The sequence below is a fragment of the Shinella sp. M27 genome (genome assembly GCF_049199905.1).
Classification (GTDB): domain Bacteria; phylum Pseudomonadota; class Alphaproteobacteria; order Rhizobiales; family Rhizobiaceae; genus Shinella.
In genome coordinates, this window is the sequence record NZ_JBLZPK010000028.1 from 1 (window position 1) to 16,639 (window position 16,639).

A 16,639-nucleotide genomic window follows, 5' to 3' on the forward strand; every position below is an offset into this window, starting at 1 on the left:
GGCATCGACACCGGCGACGACGACGCTGTCCATCGAGCGGCCGGCGGCCTTCAGCGCCTGGATGGCGCCGATCGCCATTTCGTCATTGTTGGCGATGACGGCGTCGAATTCCAGGCCGGCCGAGAGCCAGTTGGTCATGAGGTCGGCACCCTGCGTGCGCGACCAGTTGGCGGTCTGCTCTTCGACGATCGTCAGGCCTTTGCACTCGTCGGTCGCGATGACGTCCTTGATGTCCTGCGTGCGCATGCGGGCGGCCTGGTTGGACAGTTCGCCCATCATGACGACGACCTTGCCCTTGCCGTTCAGCAGGCGGCAGACTTCCTTGGTTTCCAGCGTGCCGGATTCCTGTTCGTTGGAGGCGACGAAGGCCTGCTTTTCCGGCAGTTCGTTGATGTTCGCCGGTTCGCGGTTGACGTAGACGAGCGGGATGCCGGCGTCTGCGGCAGCCTTCGAAAGGGCGGCCGTCGCATCGGTATCGACCGGGTTGACGATGATGGCGCTGACGCCGGATGCGATGAAGTTCTGGATCTGGCTCTGCTGCTTGGCGACGTCGTTCTGAGCGTCCTCGATCTGCAACTCGACGCCGTCGAGCGTCTTGGCGTAATCGGTCATGCCGTTGCGCAGAACGGTCAGGAAGTTGTCATCGAACAGCGCCATGGAAACGCCGATCGTTTCAGCGTGCGCAGCGGTGGACATCATCACGGCAAGCGCCGAACCAAGAATGAATTTTTTCATGTCGTTCTCCTCCTCAACGTGGTGTCCGGTCGCACCACTCAATGATCCGGATCGCTGGCCCTTGCGGGCAGCCGGCCCTCCGCTCCTCCCGGGACGCAAAAGACCAAAACAGAATAAACAAACCGCGAATTCCATATTGCGGAATGTTTATTCCATTTTCTGCTTATGGCGTCAAGCCCGTTCCATTTTGGTGGTCGGGATTTCGGCCGAAGCTGGGGAAAAGGGGCGGCGATACGTACCGCCGCCTGGGTTTTCAGATGTTTGCGCGGATGAAGGCGATGCTCTCGGCAACGGCGGCCTTGGGATCGGCGACACCGTGCACGGCCGGCGAGAAGGGCTCGAAGGACAGCGGGCCGGCATAGCCGGCGGCAATCAAGGCCTTGATCTGGCTGGTGTTTGCCAGCCGGTCCGCCGGACCGACGAGCACGCGATGGCCGTCGCGCATGTCGGAGATCAATACGGCCGGGTCCTCGACGCCGGAAATATGCACGAGGCCGGTGAGATCGGCGAAGAGTTCGGGCTCGCCGGCAAGGTGATGGTGGAACGTGTCGTGCACCAGACGGAATGTCTGTTCTCCGCCCACCGCTTTGATGGCCTCGACGGCTTCCCGCTTGGAGCGCAACGAGCAGATCTCGAAGCCAAGCGGTTCGACGAGACCGATGATGCCGACGGCCTCGAGCAACGGCTTGAGCTCCGTCAGGGACTGGCGAAGGTTGGCCTGCCGCTCGCCGTCGGCCTGGCCGGTGCCGTCGTTTTTAGGCACGAGCACGAGCGCCTTGGCGCCGCAGGCAGCGGCATAGTCAATCAGCTCCCTGGCCTCGGCGGCGCGGGCGGGCGTCCACTCGTTGAAGCGCTGCAGGGCGTTGATCGAGATGATCGTGATGCCGTGGCGCTCGGCAAGCGCCTTCACCTCGGCGGGCGTCGTGCCGTCGAGAATGGCATTGCCGTCAAGGTCGTTGCGGATTTCGACGGCGCTGGTGCCAAGGGAGACGGCGAGCGCGAAGAAGGCGTCGAGCGTGAGGGCGGGCGCCGTCATGTGGTTGATGGCGAAAGTCGGCATGGAATGGGTGTCCTCCGGTCTCGGGGCCACCGACAGGGCGGCCTCGCATGCACGCATGAGGATCGGGATGCGCTTCACGGTCGTCAAAGGCCAAGGCGGCGGCAGCGCCTTCATTGCTGAAAGATTAGCAATGAATCGTGATGGAATTCTCTCAAAGGCGCGTCAGATATTTTCCGGCGTGAAAAGGTCGAAGGGAAGGAAGGTCTGGCCGGGAACGGCATTTTCGCCCTTTTCGATTGCCGTCACCATCAGCGAGACGAGCTCGCGGCAGAGCGCGGGCAGGGGCGTGCTGATCGCCATGGTCACGACATCGTCGGCAAGTCCGGCCTTCGATTCCGGCGTCAGTTCGTTGACGATGAGCTGGATCCGGCCGGCAAAACCTTCCTCGCGCACCGCCGAGATCGCGCCCTCCATGCCGCCGCCCGCCACGTACAGGCCGACAAGGTCGGGATGCTGGGCAAGCAGGTTGGCGGTCGCCTCATGGGTGATCTCGCTGGTGTCGAGATTGACCAGCGTGTCGAGCACCTCGAAGCCTTGGCCCTTCTCGCGAAAGAAGGAACGGAAGCCGATCTCGCGCAGTTCATGGCCATGGAAGCGGTGGCTGCCGACGAAGATCGCCACCTTGCCGGGGCGCTTGGCGCCGCGCGCGATCATCCAGGCAGCGGTGCGGCCGACCTTCATATTGTTGAGGCCGATATAGCCATGGCGCACGTCGATGGCGAAATCGGACAGCAGGCAGAACAGCGGAATGCCGCGATTTTTCAGGTCTTCCGCCATGGTCGTCGTCGCGGGATAGTCGGGTGCGACGACGGCGAGCGCCTGATTGCGCATCGAAAGCTGGCGCAGCATTTCGGTCATCGCCGCCGGCGTCTGCGCATTGATGAACTCGATCTGCGGCACGATGCGGGCAACCGTGCAGGCATTGCAGGCGATTTCGATCTCGCGGGCGAAATTCTGGTAGAAGGCCTGGTTAGGGCGCTGGAAGCTGAAGCCGAGGCGGTATTGCGGCAGGTCCTCGAAGACCCGCTGCCGGATGAGGCCGAGCGCGTGATAGCCGATGGCATTGGCCGCCTCATAGACCCGTCGCGCCGTCTCCTCGCGCACCTTGTGGCGACCGTTCAGCACACGGTCGACCGTCGCGACGCTGACGCCGGCCGCGTGCGCCAGATCCGAAATTGTCGGTCGCGATGCCATGGCTCTCTCCGTGAAATCTTTCCATCAAGGCTGAATGATAGTGAATGATGGAATTTGACGCATTCTATCATGGCAGGATTGAGAGATGCAAGCAGCAGCGCTATCGTTTGTCCATCAGATGCGGCGGGCTGCTGGAAGCGCCCGATGGAGGATCAAGCGATGAAGCCGACGAAGCGGGACTACAGCCTTCTGGGCCGCGATGCGGAGGCGGCCGTAGCCAATGGTCTGGCCGCGGCCGAGTGGTATCACACCGATGTCGCGCGCAAGGAGATGAAGGCGCTGATGCAGCGCAGCGATGGGCCGGCCATTCGCGATACCGCGATCTGGCTCGGTGCCATGGTCGTCTCCGGTGCGCTCGGCGCGTGGTTCTGGGGCAGCTGGTCCGCCGCGCCGTTCTTCCTGGTCTATGGCGTGCTCTACGGCTCGGCCTCGGACAGCCGCTGGCACGAATGCGGCCACGGCACGGCCTTCAAGACGATGTGGATGAACGACGCCGTCTATCAGATCGCCTGTTTCATGATCATGCGCAATCCGGTGACCTGGCGCTGGAGCCATACGCGCCACCACACGGATACGGTCATCGTCGGCCGCGACCCCGAGATCGCCGTTATGCGCCCGCCGGACCTGCTGCGCCTCGTGCTGAATTTCTTCGGCATTCTCGATGCCTGGCATGCCGTCATCGACATGGTGCGCAATGCGGCCGGCATCATGAGCGAAGCCGAAAAGACCTTCGTTCCCGAAATGGAGCAGGGCAAGGCGATCCGCGTCGCCCGCATCTGGCTGGCCATCTATCTCGCGACGATCGCCGCCTGCTTCGCCTTTCACTCGATCCTGCCGGCCATGTTCATCGGCCTGCCCAGGCTCTATGGCGCCTGGCACCATGTCATGACCGGCCTTTTGCAGCATGGCGGCCTTGCCGACAACGTCATCGACCATCGTCTGAACAGCCGCACCGTCTATATGAACCCGGTGAGCCGCTTCATCTACTGGAACATGAATTACCATGTGGAGCACCACATGTTCCCGATGGTGCCCTATCATGCGCTGCCGCGGCTGCACGCCATGATCAAGCACGACCTGCCGACGCCGAACCCGTCCATCTGGCACGGCTACCGGGAAATGCTGCCAGCCTTCCTGCGCCAGCTGCGCAACGAGGATTATTTCCTCAAGCGCGACCTGCCCGAGACGGCACGACCCTACAGGCATGAGTTCCACGCCGAACCGGCCTTCGCCGCCGCCGAATAACATCTGATATCCTGGAGGAGAGACCCATGAGCGATACCTGGATCGAAGTCTGCGCTGCCGATGAAATCGACGAGGAGGATGTCATCCGCTTCGACCATGCAGGCCGCACCTTCGCGATCTACCGCAGCCCCGAGGACACCTATCACGCGACGGACGGGCTCTGCACGCATGAGAAGATCCATCTGGCCGATGGCCTGGTGATGGATCACATCATCGAATGTCCCAAGCACAACGGTCGCTTCAACTACAAGACCGGCGAGGCCAAGGGCGCGCCCGTCTGCGTCGACCTCAGGACCTATCCGGTCAAGGTCGAGGGCGGCACGGTCTTCATCAACGTTTGAGGAAACCGTCATGGCGAATTTCGTGATCGTCGGCGCCGGCGAGTGTGGCGCGCGCGCAGCCTTTGCCCTGCGTGAAAAGGGTTTTGACGGCACGCTGACCCTGATCGGTAGCGAAACGCATCCGCCCTATGAGCGTCCGCCGCTCTCCAAGGAGGCGCTGGTGGCTGGCGCCGGCCCGAAATTCGTCGCCGAGCCGGAGCGTTACGTCGAGGCCGGTATCGATCTGCTGCTCGGCCGCATGGTGTCCGAGATCGACCGCGCCGCAAAGCGTGTCGTGCTGGGCGATGGTACGGTCGTTCCCTATGACAGGCTGCTGCTGGCCACTGGCGCGCGTCCTCGCACCCTGCCGGGCGCGACCCATGGCGGGCGCATCCTTGCGCTGCGCAGCCATGACGACGCGGCGCGTATCCGCGACCATCTGGTCGAGGGGAGCCATATCGCCATTCTCGGCGGTGGGTTCATCGGCCTGGAGCTTGCCGCCAGCGCCAGCAAGCTGGGGGCGAGCGTCACGCTTGTGGAGGGCCTGCCGCGGGTGCTCACCCGTGGCGTGCCGGCCGAGATCGCCGAAATCGTCGCCAGCCGTCACGCCGCGGAAGGTGTGGACATTCTCTGCGGCGCCAAGGTAGCCGGTGTCGAGGAGCGGACGGGCGAGGTGCTGATTTCGCTGGGTGATGGTCGTGTCGTCAGCGCCAATCTGCTTGTCGTCGGCATCGGCGCCGTGCCCAACACGGAACTGGCGGAGGCGGCCGGTTTGAGGGTGGAAAACGGCATCGCCGTCGATGGCCTGCTGTCAACCTCCGATCCCGATATCTTCGCCGCGGGCGACTGCGCCTCCTATCCGCTGCCGCTCTATGGCGACCGCCGCATCCGGCTCGAATCCTGGCGCAATGCGCAGGAGCAGGGCCAGCTTGCCGCCGCCAACATGCTCGGCGGCACGGATGTCCATGCCGCCGTACCGTGGTTCTGGTCGGATCAGTACGACCTGACGCTGCAGATCGCCGGCCTTGCCGACGGCGCCGTCAGCACGGTCCGCCGCGATATGGGCGAGGGCGCCTTCATTCTCTTCCATCTCGATGCCGATGGCCGGCTGATTGCGGCAAGCGGCATCGGGCCGGGCAATGCGGTGGCGCGCGACATCCGTCTCGCCGAAATGCTGATCGCCGCCCGCATCCATCCCGATCCGGCCGAGCTCGCCGCGCCGGAGACCAAGCTCAAGAAACTGCTCGCTGCCTGAGGGAGACTGCCCGTGAAAACCAAGAGACCGACCGTTGCCGATATTCAGACGATGAAGGGCAAGCGCCAGCTCACCATGCTGCGCGTCGTCACGCTAGAAGAGGCCGCCGCCGCCGAACAGGCGGGCATCGACCTCGTCTCCGTGCCGCCGGCATTGCTCGGCCCGGCCTTCCGCGAGGCGGCCCCGACCGTCTTCGCCTTTCCCGGCCTGGAATACGGCGATTTCATCACCGCCGACGACTATCTGCGCGGCGCCTTCCAGGCGATGCGGGCAGGGGGCGATGCCGTCTATTGCGCGGCCGGCCTTTCCACCGTGCGGCGTCTGCGGGAGGAGGGCATCCCGGTCTGCGGCCATGTCGGCCTCATCCCCTCCAAGGCCACCTGGACGGGCGGTTTTCGCGCCGTCGGCAAGACGGTGGAGAGCGCGCTGGAAATCTACCGGCAGGTGAAGGTGCTGGAAGAGGCCGGGGCCTTCGCTGCCGAAATCGAGGTCGTGCCGGGTGAGGTCGCTGCAGCGATCAGCGCCAAGACCTCCCTCGTCATGCTCTCCATGGGGGCCGGCACGGGCTGCGATGCGCAATATCTCTTCGCCGACGATGTGCTTGGCCAGAACCGCGGCCATTGTCCGCGCCATGCAAAAGTCTACCGCAATTTCGCGGCGGAATATGATCGTCTCCAGCAGGAGCGCATCGCCGCCTTCCGCGAGTATGCCGAGGACGTGCGCTCCGGTGCCTATCCGGAAAAAGGCCATCTCGTTGGAATCGAGACCTCCGAACTTGCCGCCTTCCTTGATCGCCTCGGTTCGTGAAGTCGGTTTCCTCACACGGAAAAACCGCCTATGTAGGCTGGACCTGTGAGGAGACATTCATGAAATTCATCGATCCCGACCATCCGTTCTACCGTCCGCTCTGGCGGCGGGTGCTGTTGGTCGGGTCCTGCGCGGCGTGGACGGGCGTGGAATTCTACAATGGCGAACAGACCTGGGGCACGATCTTCCTCGTCGTGACCGCCTATGTCTTCGCCAATCTCATCCTGTTCTTCAAGCCGTCCGACCCGGTCGCCAAGCCGCCGGAAGAGACGAATAGCTAGCGCGAAAGCCCAAGGCTTTCTTCCACCTTGATCCTCCGGATCGTCTCGTCGATCAGCATATTGGCGATCTTCATGCGCAGCGTCGCGTTGGCGCGAAGCTCTTCCGGCGCGCGATCGGGATGATTTTCGCGGGCAAAGCTGCGCCGCCTTGTGAGGAGGTCGTTCATGCTTTCCTTGCCGGTCAGCGCCAGATCCTCCGCAATCTCGTCCGGCGCGATGCGCAGCAAATGTCGTGGCGGGGCCGGAGGTGGTTCGGGTGCCGGTTGCGGCTCGGGAGGCGTCGGTCGCGGCTCCTCGTAGAGATCGAGATAGGCCGCCGCTGCCTGCGAACCGGAGACGAAGGTGCTACCGGTGCCGATGCCGGCAAAACCGGAGTTCAGCCCGCGAATCTCGCCGGGGCCGTCGTCTTCCACGGCCTCTTCGGCCGCGTCTTCCTCGGCTTGGCGCGCCTCGGCCTTCAGCCTTTCCAGCACGGATTCGAAAACGGTCATGCCGAACATGGGGTCTTTCTCCGTTCAGTCCGGCGAAAGCATCCGGCTGCGTTGCAGGATGAGATCATAGAGCAGCTTGGCGCTCGGGGGGAGCGCCCGGCCTTTCACGGAAATCAGGCTGTAGGGTTTGATGTCGATCTCGAAATCCGTGTTGAGGATGCTGATCTCGCCAGCCTGCGCGCCGACATCGGCGATGAAGACTGCCATGTCGCGGGCGACGGGCGCGATCGCATTCGAGCCGCAGACGATGGCGGTGGTCAGCAGGATCGACGACGTGTTGACGACGGTGGAGGGCAGCGCGACCCCGGCGGCGATGAACAGTTCCTCAATGCGCCGGCGCAGCAGCGTACCGGCCGGCTGGAACACCCAGTCGAAATGCGGCAGATCCGAAAGGCCGACGACCGACTTTTCCGTCAGCGGATGGCCTTTTCGCACGATGAGGCAGGCCTTTTCCACACCGATCTCTGTGACGTTGAACAGGCGCGGATTGAGGTCGTCGGGCACGCGGGCGATGATGAAGTCCTGCCGGGCGGCGAGCAGTTCGCGGGCGAGCACATTGCTCGTCTCCACGCGCACATTCACCTCGATGCCGGGATAGGCGGCACTGACCTGCTGGATCGCCGGCACGGCGAGGCTGATCGCCGGTGCGGTCACGGATCCCAGATAGACCGAACCGCCAGTGCCGGATTTCAGCGCGGAAAGCTCGCGGTCGACCTCGCGTAGTTCGAGCAGGATGGTGCGCGCCCGCCGCGCAAAGGCGCGGCCGAAGGCCGTCAGCGCCACACCGCGCGAGACACGCTCGCAGAGTTGTGCCTTGAGGATCGTCTCCATTTCCGTCAGCATGCGGGATGCGGCGGGCTGCGAGATGTTGAGCACGTCGGCTGCCGCACTCACCTGGCTGTGCTCCTCGATCGCGACGATCATGCGCAGATGATTGAGTTTCAGGCCGCTGCGCAGCAGCCCGACGCCCTGCAGATTGTCGCCCCCTTCGTTGGGAAATAGCGGCTCGTCGATGTCATCATCCAAACGCATCGTACCCTCGATCGTAAAAATATTATATATCTGCCTCTCTATACCAATTTTGGTATCGAATTAGAAGCTCATTGCATTTGACAGTTATGGCAATTCGTACGAGGTTTCGCCAATGTGCGCTGGGGTCCTTGGGAGTGGGGACCGGCGGGTTTTGCCCGGCCAGTCCAGACCGTCGTCTGAATGCGACCCCGCCGCGCACAGAACAATGCTTGGCCGCAATATCGGCCAATGCGCACAAGGGAGAGACCTTTCAATGAAAATGATCACCTCGCTTCTCGCGGCCGCTGCCATCAGCGTCGCGTCCTTCGTCGCCCCGGTTTTCGCCCAGGACAAGGGCATGGTCGGCATCTCCATGCCCACCAAGACCTCGACCCGCTGGATTTCCGACGGCGAGACGATGGAAAAGTTGTTCAAGGAAGCCGGCTACACGCCGGACCTGCAGTTTGCTGACGACGATATCCCGAACCAGCTGGCCCAGATCGAAAACATGGTCACCAAGGGTGCCAAGGTTCTCGTCATCGGCGCCATCGACGGCACGACGCTCTCCGACATCCTGCAGAAGGCTGCCGACGCCGGCGTGAAGGTCATCGCCTACGACCGCCTCATCCGCGATTCGGGCAATGTCAGCTACTACGCCACCTTCGACAACTTCCAGGTCGGCGTTCTCCAGGCCACCAGCCTCGTCGACGGCCTGAAGGCGAAGTTCCCGAACACCAAGCCGTGGAACGTAGAACTCTTCGGCGGTTCGCCTGATGATAACAACGCCTTCTTCTTCTACGACGGCGCGATGTCGGTCATCCAGCCACTGATCGACAAGGGTGACATCGTCATCAAGTCGGGCCAGACCGGCATGGAAACCGTCGGCACGCTGCGTTGGGACGGTGCCGTTGCCCAGGCCCGCATGGAAAACCTGCTGTCCTCGACCTACACCGACGGCCGCGTCGATGGCGTTCTGTCGCCCTACGATGGTCTCTCCATCGGTATCCTGTCGGCTCTGAAGGGCGTCGGCTACGGCTCGGGCGACCAGCCGATGGCCATCGTCACCGGCCAGGACGCCGAACTGCCGTCCGTCAAGTCGATCCTCGCCGACGAACAGTATTCGACTGTTTTCAAGGACACGCGTGAACTCGCCAAGGTTACTGTCGGCATGGTCAACTCGATCCTCGAAGGCAAGGAACCGGAAGTAAACGACACGAAGACCTACGACAACGGCGTCAAGGTCGTTCCGTCCTACCTCCTGAAGCCGGTTGCCGTCGACAAGTCCAATGCCGAGAAGATCCTCGTCACGGACTCGGCCTACTACACGGCCGACCAGCTGAAGAACTGATCGTTCTCAAATTTCTCCGGGGTTCGCGCTATCGGCGCGAACCCTCTTTTCTCCGGATCGCAGAGCGAATAGGCTCAGTCTCCCTGTCGAAGGGCGATCACTGGCCGCTGGAAACTGGTACATGAGCAAGACCCTTCTCGAAATGCGTGGCATCACGAAGACGTTCCCGGGCGTAAAGGCGCTCGACAACGTCAACCTGAAGGTCCGCGAAGGCGAGATTCACGCCCTTGTCGGCGAAAACGGCGCCGGCAAATCCACCCTCATGAAAGTGTTGAGCGGCGTCTATCCGGCCGGCTCCTATGAGGGCGAAATCCATTTCGACGGCCAGGTCCGTCACTTCTCCACGATCTCCGACAGCGAGCATCTGGGTATCATCATCATCCACCAGGAGCTGGCGCTTGTGCCGCTTCTGTCGATTGCCGAGAACATCTTCCTCGGCAACGAGGTCGCCACCAAGGGCGTCATCGACTGGAAGCAGACCTTCCGCCGCACGCAGGAATTGCTCGACAAGGTGGGTCTGAAGGATTCGCCGGGCACTCTGATCACCGATATCGGCGTGGGCAAGCAGCAGCTGGTGGAAATCGCCAAGGCGCTGTCCAAGAAAGTGCGCCTGCTGATCCTCGACGAGCCGACCGCCTCGCTCAACGAAAAGGACTCCGACGCGCTCTTGAAGCTGCTCATGGAGTTCCGCACGCAGGGCATGACCTCGATCATCATCTCGCACAAGCTGAACGAGATCAAAAAGGTCGCCGACCAGATTACGATCCTGCGCGATGGCGGCACGGTGGAAACGCTGGACTGTCATCACGAGGATATCTCGGAAGACCGCATCATCAAGGGCATGGTCGGCCGCGAGATGGAGGACCGCTATCCGGCGCGCGAACCGAAGATCGGCGAGACGCTGCTGGAGGTGAAGAACTGGAACGTCTTCCACCAGCATCACCGCGACCGGCAGTTTCTGCACGATGTGAGCTTCACGGTGCGCGCCGGCGAGGTCGTCGGCATTGCCGGCCTGATGGGTGCGGGCCGCACCGAGACGGCAATGAGCATCTTCGGCAAGAGCTGGGGCCACAAGATCACCGGCGACGTTTCCATGCGCGGCAAGCCCGTGGATGTGAGCACGATCCCCAAGGCGATCGATGCCGGCCTTGCCTACGTGACCGAGGACCGCAAGCATCTCGGCCTCGTGCTGATCAACAACATCATGCACAACACGACGCTTTCCAATCTGGGCGGCGTGTCGTCGAACATGGTCATCAACGACCGGCAGGAAGCCAAGGTCGCCTCGGACTACCGGTCGAAGCTGCGCATCCGCTCGCATTCGATCTATCAGGAAACGGTCAATCTTTCGGGCGGCAACCAGCAGAAGGTCGTGCTGTCGAAGTGGCTCTTCACCAATCCCGAGGTGCTGATCCTCGATGAACCCACGCGCGGCATCGACGTCGGCGCCAAGTTCGAAATCTACTCGATCATCAACCAGCTTGCCGCCGAGGGCAAGGGCATCCTCATGATCTCATCGGAGATGCCGGAACTGCTCGGGACCTGCGATCGCATCTATGTCATGAACGAAGGGCGCATCGTGGCCGAGCTTTCAAAGGCGGAAGCAAGCCAGGAATCCATCATGCGCGCCATCATGCGCTCCGGGGAGAAACACTGATGTCCACCGATACCGCGACCCAGAGAAACCAGCCTTCGGTGGGGGAATACCTCAAGAAGAACATCCGCGAATACGGCCTCCTGGTCGCACTCGTCGTGATCATGATCTTCTTCCAGATCCTCACCAACGGCGTTCTCTTCCGCCCCGTCAACATCACCAACTTGGTGCTGCAGAACTCGTTCATCGTCATCATGGCGTTGGGCATGCTGCTGATCATCGTGGCGGGGCATATCGACCTTTCGGTCGGCTCCATCGTCGCGTTTACCGGCGCCATGTCGGCGATCATGCTGGTGAAATGGGGTCTGCCGGCCATCGTCGTGGTGCCGCTCGCGATTCTCATGGGCGCCATCATGGGTGCAGCGCAAGGCTACTGGGTCGCCTACCAGAAGATCCCGTCCTTCATCGTGACGCTCGCCGGCATGCTGGTCTTCCGCGGCATGACCTATGTCGTGCTGTCTGGCCGCCCGGTCGGTCCCTTCCCGAAGGAATTCCAGGTTCTTTCCACGGGGTTCGTGCCGGATTTCCTGTCCATCACAGATCCCTCTACCAGCCTCATCAAGAACTATGTCGCGCTCGTCGCCGTGCTGCTGCTCGTCGGCTATGCCGTCTATGCCGGCCTGCGTGAACGCCGCCTCAATGCTGTAAACGAGACCGAGAACGAGCCCTTCGGCTTCTTCGCCGTGCAGATGGCAATCATCGGCGTGGTTGCGATCTTCATCGGCTTCCAGCTCTCGACCTATCGCGGCCTGCCGAACGTTCTCGTCATCATGGGTCTGCTGATCGCGCTCTACGCTTTCGTCACGACCCGTACGACGATTGGCCGCCGCATCTATGCCATGGGCGGTAACGAGAAGGCTGCGAAGCTTTCGGGTATCAACACCGAACGCCTGACCTTCTACACCTTCGTCAACATGGGTGCGCTCGCCGCGCTCGCCGGAATGATCATCGCCGCCCGCCTCAACTCGGCGACGCCGAAGGCCGGTGTCGGCTTCGAGCTCGATGTCATCGCGGCCTGCTTCATCGGCGGCGCCTCGGCATCCGGCGGCGTCGGCAAGATCACCGGCGCGGTCATCGGCGCCTTTATCATGGGCGTCATGAACAACGGCATGTCGATCATGGGCATCGGCATCGACTACCAGCAGCTCATCAAGGGCCTGGTGCTGCTCGCGGCCGTGTTCTTCGACGTCTACAACAAGAACAAGGGCTGACCGGGAAACCGGTCACCCACCCGATTGCAGAAGAGTTTGACCGGTCGCCGGTGCGGCCAGTGTGGTGACGTCTGTCCGCCGCAGGAGCGGAGCTTGGCCGGAAATCGGCCTCAGGAAGGAAACGGAAATGCTGATTTCGCAGGTAGCAAACGCCGACGGCTCGATCGCCGTCGTCGTGCGGGAAGAGGGCGGCAAGGGCCGCGTCGTCAACGGTGCGACAAGCGTCTATGCGCTGGCGCTGGAAGCCGCGAACAGCGGACAGTCTCTGAAGGCTGTCATCGATGCTAAGGGCCTCGGTGACGAGGTCGATCTGGAAGCGGCCTATGCAGACGGCCGGCTGCTATCGCCGATCACCCATCCGGATGCCGCGCACTTGCATCTGACAGGTACGGGCCTGACCCATCTCGGCTCGGCGGCAACGCGCGATTCCATGCACAAGAAGACTTCGGAAGCGGCTGAGGAGACACTGACGGACTCCATGAAGATGTTCCGCATGGGTCTTGAGAACGGCAAGCCGAAGCCCGGTGAAAAGGGCGTACAGCCGGAATGGTTCTATAAGGGGAACGGCTCGCAGGCCGTCGCGCCGGGTGCTGCGCTGACCTCGCCCTCCTTCGCGCTCGATGGCGGTGAAGAACCGGAAATGGCGGGCATCTATGTCATCGCGGCCGATGGTTCACCCTTCCGCATCGGCTTTGCCGTGTCGAACGAGTTCTCCGACCATGTGACAGAGCGCATCAACTATCTCTATCTCGCCCATTCCAAGCTGCGGCAGGCGAGCTTCGGCCCGGAAATCCGCGTTGGTGCGGCGCCGGACGACATCAGAGGCTTCTCGCGCATCGTGCGCGGCGGCAAGGTTCTCTGGGAAAAGCCTTTCGTCTCCGGCGAGGCGAACATGTCGCATACCTTCGCCAATCTCGAGTACCACCATTTCAAATACGGCCTGTTCCGCACGCCGGGCGATATCCACGTCCACATGTTCGGCACGGCAACGCTGTCCTTCGGTGACGGCATCCGCACGGAAGAGGGCGATGTGTTCGAGATCGGCGCGGATGGTTTCGGCTTACCGTTGCGCAATCCCTTGGCGATTGCCAAGGAAGAAGAAATCGAAATCCGCCAGTTGTAATCGACGGACAGGAGGCTGAGGCCATGACCATCCACCAGAACCTGATTGCCGGCGAATGGGTCGGCTCCGATGCCATAGAGAACATCAACCCGTCGAACACAGGCGATGTGGTCGGCCGCTATGCCCGCGCCTCCGTCGAGGACACCAAGACGGCGATCGCCGCCGCCAAGGCTGCCTTCCTGGCATGGTCGCGCTCCGGCATCCTCGAGCGCCACGCCATCCTGCGCAAGACGGCGGACGAAATCCTCGCCCGCAAGGACGAGCTCGGCCGTCTCCTGTCGCGCGAGGAGGGCAAGACGCTGGCGGAGGGCATCGGCGAGACCGTGCGCGCCGGCCAGATCTTCGATTTCTTCGCGGGCGAATGCCTGCGCCTTGCCGGCGAGACACTGCCGTCGGTGCGTCCCAATATCGGCGTCGAGATCACCCGAGAGCCGGTCGGCGTCGTCGGCATCATCACGCCGTGGAATTTCCCGATCGCCATTCCCGCCTGGAAGATCGCGCCGGCGCTTTGCTACGGCAACACGGTCGTCTTCAAGCCGGCCGAACTGGTGCCCGGCTGTTCCTGGGCGATCGTCGATATCCTGGTACGCGCCGGCCTGCCGAAGGGCGTTTTGAACCTCGTCATGGGCAAGGGTTCCGTCGTCGGCCAGACCATGCTGGACAGCCCTGATGTCAACGCCGTAACGTTTACGGGCTCCACCGGTACCGGCAAGCGCGTTGCTTTGGCCTCCGTCGAGCACAACAGAAAATACCAGCTCGAAATGGGTGGTAAGAACCCCTTCGTCGTGCTTGACGATGCGGACCTCACCGTCGCCGTCGAAGCCGCCGTCAACTCGGCCTTCTTCTCGACCGGCCAGCGCTGCACGGCCTCCTCGCGTGTCATCGTGACGGAAGGCATTCATGACCGGTTCGTTGCAGCCGTCGGCGAGCGCCTTAAGAGCGTCGTCGTCGACGATGCGCTGAAGGCGGGCACGCATATCGGCCCGGTCGTCGATCAGAGCCAACTCAAGCAGGATACGGACTATATCGAGATCGGCAGACAAGAAGGCGCCAAGCTTGCCTTCGGCGGCGAGCTTCTGAAGCGCGACACACCCGGCTTCTATCTGGCGCCGGCGCTCTTCACCGAGGCGACGAACGACATGCGCATCTCGCGCGAGGAAATTTTTGGGCCTGTTGCCGCGGTCATTCGCGTGAAGGATTACGAGGAGGCGCTTGCCGTCGCCAACGACACGCCCTTCGGCCTCTCCTCGGGCATCGCCACGACGAGCCTCAAGCATGCGACGCATTTCAAGCGCAACGCGGAGGCCGGCATGGTGATGGTCAACCTGCCGACGGCGGGCGTCGATTTCCATGTGCCCTTCGGCGGCCGCAAGGGCTCGTCGCATGGCTCGCGCGAGCAGGGCAAATACGCCAACGAATTCTACACAACCGTCAAGACCGCCTACACCCTGGCGTGAGACAAAGGCCGCCCGGTCTTGCGGGTGGTCCCTTCGAGGACTGGAAAGATGACGAAGAAAGCGGAATGGCCGCGCAGGCTCAGATCACAGGAATGGTACGGCGGCACCAGCCGTGACGTGATCTATCACCGTGGCTGGATGAAGAACCAGGGCTACCCGCACGACCTGTTCGACGGGCGCCCTGTTATCGGCATCCTCAACACCTGGTCGGACATGACGCCGTGCAACGGCCATCTGCGCGAGCTGGCCGAAAAGGTGAAGGCCGGCATCTGGGAGGCCGGCGGCTTCCCGATGGAAGTGCCCGTCTTCTCCGCCTCCGAAAACACCTTCCGCCCGACCGCGATGATGTACCGGAACCTTGCGGCGCTCGCTATCGAGGAGACCATCCGCGGCCAGCCGATGGATGGCTGCGTGCTGATGGTCGGCTGCGACAAGACCACGCCGTCGCTGATCATGGCGGCCGCCTCCGTCGACCTGCCGTCGATCGTCGTCACCGGCGGCCCGATGCTGAACGGTTATTTCCGCGGCGAGCGCGTCGGTTCCGGCACGCATCTGTGGAAGTTCTCCGAGATGGTGAAGGCCGGCGAGATGACGCAGGAAGAGTTCCTCGAGGCCGAGGCGTCAATGAGCCGCTCCTCCGGCACCTGCAACACGATGGGCACGGCCTCCACCATGGCCTCCATGGCCGAAGCGCTGGGCATGGCGCTCTCGGGCAACGCCGCCATTCCCGGCGTCGACAGCCGCCGCAAGGTGATGGCGCAGCTGACCGGCCGCCGCATCGTGCAGATGGTCAAGGACGACCTGAAGCCCTCGGACATCATGACGAAGCAGGCCTTCGAGAACGCCATCCGCACCAATGCGGCCATCGGCGGTTCGACCAATGCCGTCATCCATCTGCTCGCCATGGCCGGCCGCGTCGGCATCGACCTGACGCTGGACGATTGGGACCGCTGTGGCCGCGACGTGCCGACCATCGTCAACCTGATGCCGTCGGGCAAATACCTGATGGAAGAGTTCTTCTATGCAGGCGGTCTGCCTGTCGTGCTGAAACGCCTCGGCGAAGCGGGCCTCCTGCACAAGGATGCGATCACCGTGTCGGGTGAGACCGTCTGGAACGAGGTCAAGGACGTCGTCAACTGGAACGAGGATGTCATCCTGCCGGCCGAGAAGGCGCTGACGCAGTCCGGCGGCATCGTCGTCGTACGCGGCAATCTTGCGCCGAAGGGGGCCGTGCTGAAGCCTTCGGCCGCTTCGCCGCATCTCCTGACGCATCGCGGCCGCGCCGTGGTGTTCGAGGATATCGACGACTACAAGGCCAAGATCAACGACGACGCTCTCGACATTGACGAGACCTGCGTCATGGTCATGAAGAACTGTGGTCCCAAGGGCTATCCGGGCATGGCCGAGGTCGGCAATATGGGCCTGCCGCCGAAGGTGCTCAAGAAGG

General features: G+C 62.7%; 16 protein-coding genes. 11 read left to right on the plus strand and 5 right to left on the minus strand.

Annotation, left to right across the window (positions count from 1 at the left end):
- The 3 genes from ACOZK4_RS10860 to ACOZK4_RS10870 form a co-directional block, all read right to left on the minus strand.
- Nucleotides 1-735: substrate-binding domain-containing protein (locus ACOZK4_RS10860; RefSeq protein WP_421591905.1), on the minus strand; the 735-nt coding region annotated here is incomplete at its 3' end.
- Nucleotides 736-988: 253 nt separating this feature from the next.
- The gene (locus tag ACOZK4_RS10865; protein ID WP_421591906.1) at nt 989-1,795 is read right to left on the minus strand and encodes a TIM barrel protein; all 807 of its coding nucleotides are present in this window, start codon (nt 1,793-1,795) and stop codon (nt 989-991) included.
- 162 nt (nt 1,796-1,957) lie between these two features.
- Nucleotides 1,958-2,989: a LacI family DNA-binding transcriptional regulator gene (locus ACOZK4_RS10870; RefSeq protein WP_421591907.1), complete on the minus strand. Its 1,032-nt coding sequence runs from the start codon at nt 2,987-2,989 to the stop codon at nt 1,958-1,960.
- A 144-nt stretch (nt 2,990-3,133) separates the two neighbouring features.
- Here ACOZK4_RS10870 and ACOZK4_RS10875 point away from each other — a divergent pair, with 144 nt between their 5' ends.
- Genes ACOZK4_RS10875 through ACOZK4_RS10895 form a run of 5 tightly spaced genes read left to right on the plus strand, consistent with a single transcriptional unit; the run spans nt 3,134 to nt 6,897 of the window.
- Entirely contained in the window at nt 3,134-4,234 is a 1,101-nt protein-coding gene (locus ACOZK4_RS10875; RefSeq protein WP_421591908.1) for a fatty acid desaturase family protein, read from the plus strand.
- A gap of 26 nt (nt 4,235-4,260) precedes the next feature.
- Nucleotides 4,261-4,575 carry a MocE family 2Fe-2S type ferredoxin gene (locus tag ACOZK4_RS10880; protein WP_421591909.1) on the plus strand — a complete coding sequence of 105 codons (315 nt, stop codon included), beginning with the start codon at nt 4,261-4,263 and terminating at the stop codon, nt 4,573-4,575.
- A gap of 10 nt (nt 4,576-4,585) precedes the next feature.
- Nucleotides 4,586-5,809 (plus strand): NAD(P)/FAD-dependent oxidoreductase, encoded by a 1,224-nt coding sequence (locus ACOZK4_RS10885; RefSeq protein ID WP_421591910.1) that lies wholly within the window; start codon nt 4,586-4,588, stop codon nt 5,807-5,809.
- Between the two features lie 12 nt (nt 5,810-5,821).
- Nucleotides 5,822-6,616 carry a 3-methyl-2-oxobutanoate hydroxymethyltransferase gene (locus tag ACOZK4_RS10890; protein WP_421591911.1) on the plus strand — a complete coding sequence of 265 codons (795 nt, stop codon included), beginning with the start codon at nt 5,822-5,824 and terminating at the stop codon, nt 6,614-6,616.
- Between the two features lie 59 nt (nt 6,617-6,675).
- Entirely contained in the window at nt 6,676-6,897 is a 222-nt protein-coding gene (locus tag ACOZK4_RS10895; RefSeq protein WP_421591912.1) for a hypothetical protein, read from the plus strand.
- On the opposite strand, the gene ACOZK4_RS10900 is transcribed toward ACOZK4_RS10895, so the two are convergent.
- Both ACOZK4_RS10900 and ACOZK4_RS10905 read right to left on the minus strand, forming a co-directional pair.
- Complete coding sequence (locus ACOZK4_RS10900) at nt 6,894-7,397, minus strand: hypothetical protein (protein ID WP_421591913.1); 504 nt, start codon at nt 7,395-7,397, stop codon at nt 6,894-6,896. The genes ACOZK4_RS10895 and ACOZK4_RS10900 overlap by 4 nt on opposite strands.
- A gap of 15 nt (nt 7,398-7,412) precedes the next feature.
- Nucleotides 7,413-8,420 carry a LysR family transcriptional regulator gene (locus tag ACOZK4_RS10905; protein WP_313524509.1) on the minus strand — a complete coding sequence of 336 codons (1,008 nt, stop codon included), beginning with the start codon at nt 8,418-8,420 and terminating at the stop codon, nt 7,413-7,415.
- Between the two features lie 253 nt (nt 8,421-8,673).
- Between ACOZK4_RS10905 and chvE the strand changes: the two genes are divergently transcribed.
- The 6 genes from chvE to ACOZK4_RS10935 form a co-directional block, all read left to right on the plus strand.
- Nucleotides 8,674-9,747, plus strand: a complete 1,074-nt coding sequence (gene chvE / locus ACOZK4_RS10910; RefSeq protein ID WP_313524512.1) for a multiple monosaccharide ABC transporter substrate-binding protein — start codon at nt 8,674-8,676, stop codon at nt 9,745-9,747.
- A 121-nt stretch (nt 9,748-9,868) separates the two neighbouring features.
- Nucleotides 9,869-11,404, plus strand: a complete 1,536-nt coding sequence (gene mmsA, locus ACOZK4_RS10915) for a multiple monosaccharide ABC transporter ATP-binding protein (RefSeq protein ID WP_313524515.1) — start codon at nt 9,869-9,871, stop codon at nt 11,402-11,404.
- Complete coding sequence (gene mmsB, locus ACOZK4_RS10920) at nt 11,404-12,612, plus strand: multiple monosaccharide ABC transporter permease (protein WP_313524518.1); 1,209 nt, start codon at nt 11,404-11,406, stop codon at nt 12,610-12,612. Before mmsA ends, mmsB begins: the two co-directional genes overlap by 1 nt.
- 127 nt (nt 12,613-12,739) lie before the next feature.
- The gene (araD1, locus tag ACOZK4_RS10925; protein ID WP_421591914.1) at nt 12,740-13,735 is read left to right on the plus strand and encodes an AraD1 family protein; all 996 of its coding nucleotides are present in this window, start codon (nt 12,740-12,742) and stop codon (nt 13,733-13,735) included.
- A 23-nt stretch (nt 13,736-13,758) separates the two neighbouring features.
- A complete protein-coding gene (locus tag ACOZK4_RS10930) occupies nt 13,759-15,192 on the plus strand; it encodes an aldehyde dehydrogenase family protein (RefSeq protein WP_421591915.1) in 1,434 nt (477 codons plus the stop codon).
- A gap of 48 nt (nt 15,193-15,240) precedes the next feature.
- On the plus strand, nt 15,241-16,639 hold a 1,399-nt coding region (locus ACOZK4_RS10935; RefSeq protein WP_421591916.1), incomplete at its 3' end, for an IlvD/Edd family dehydratase.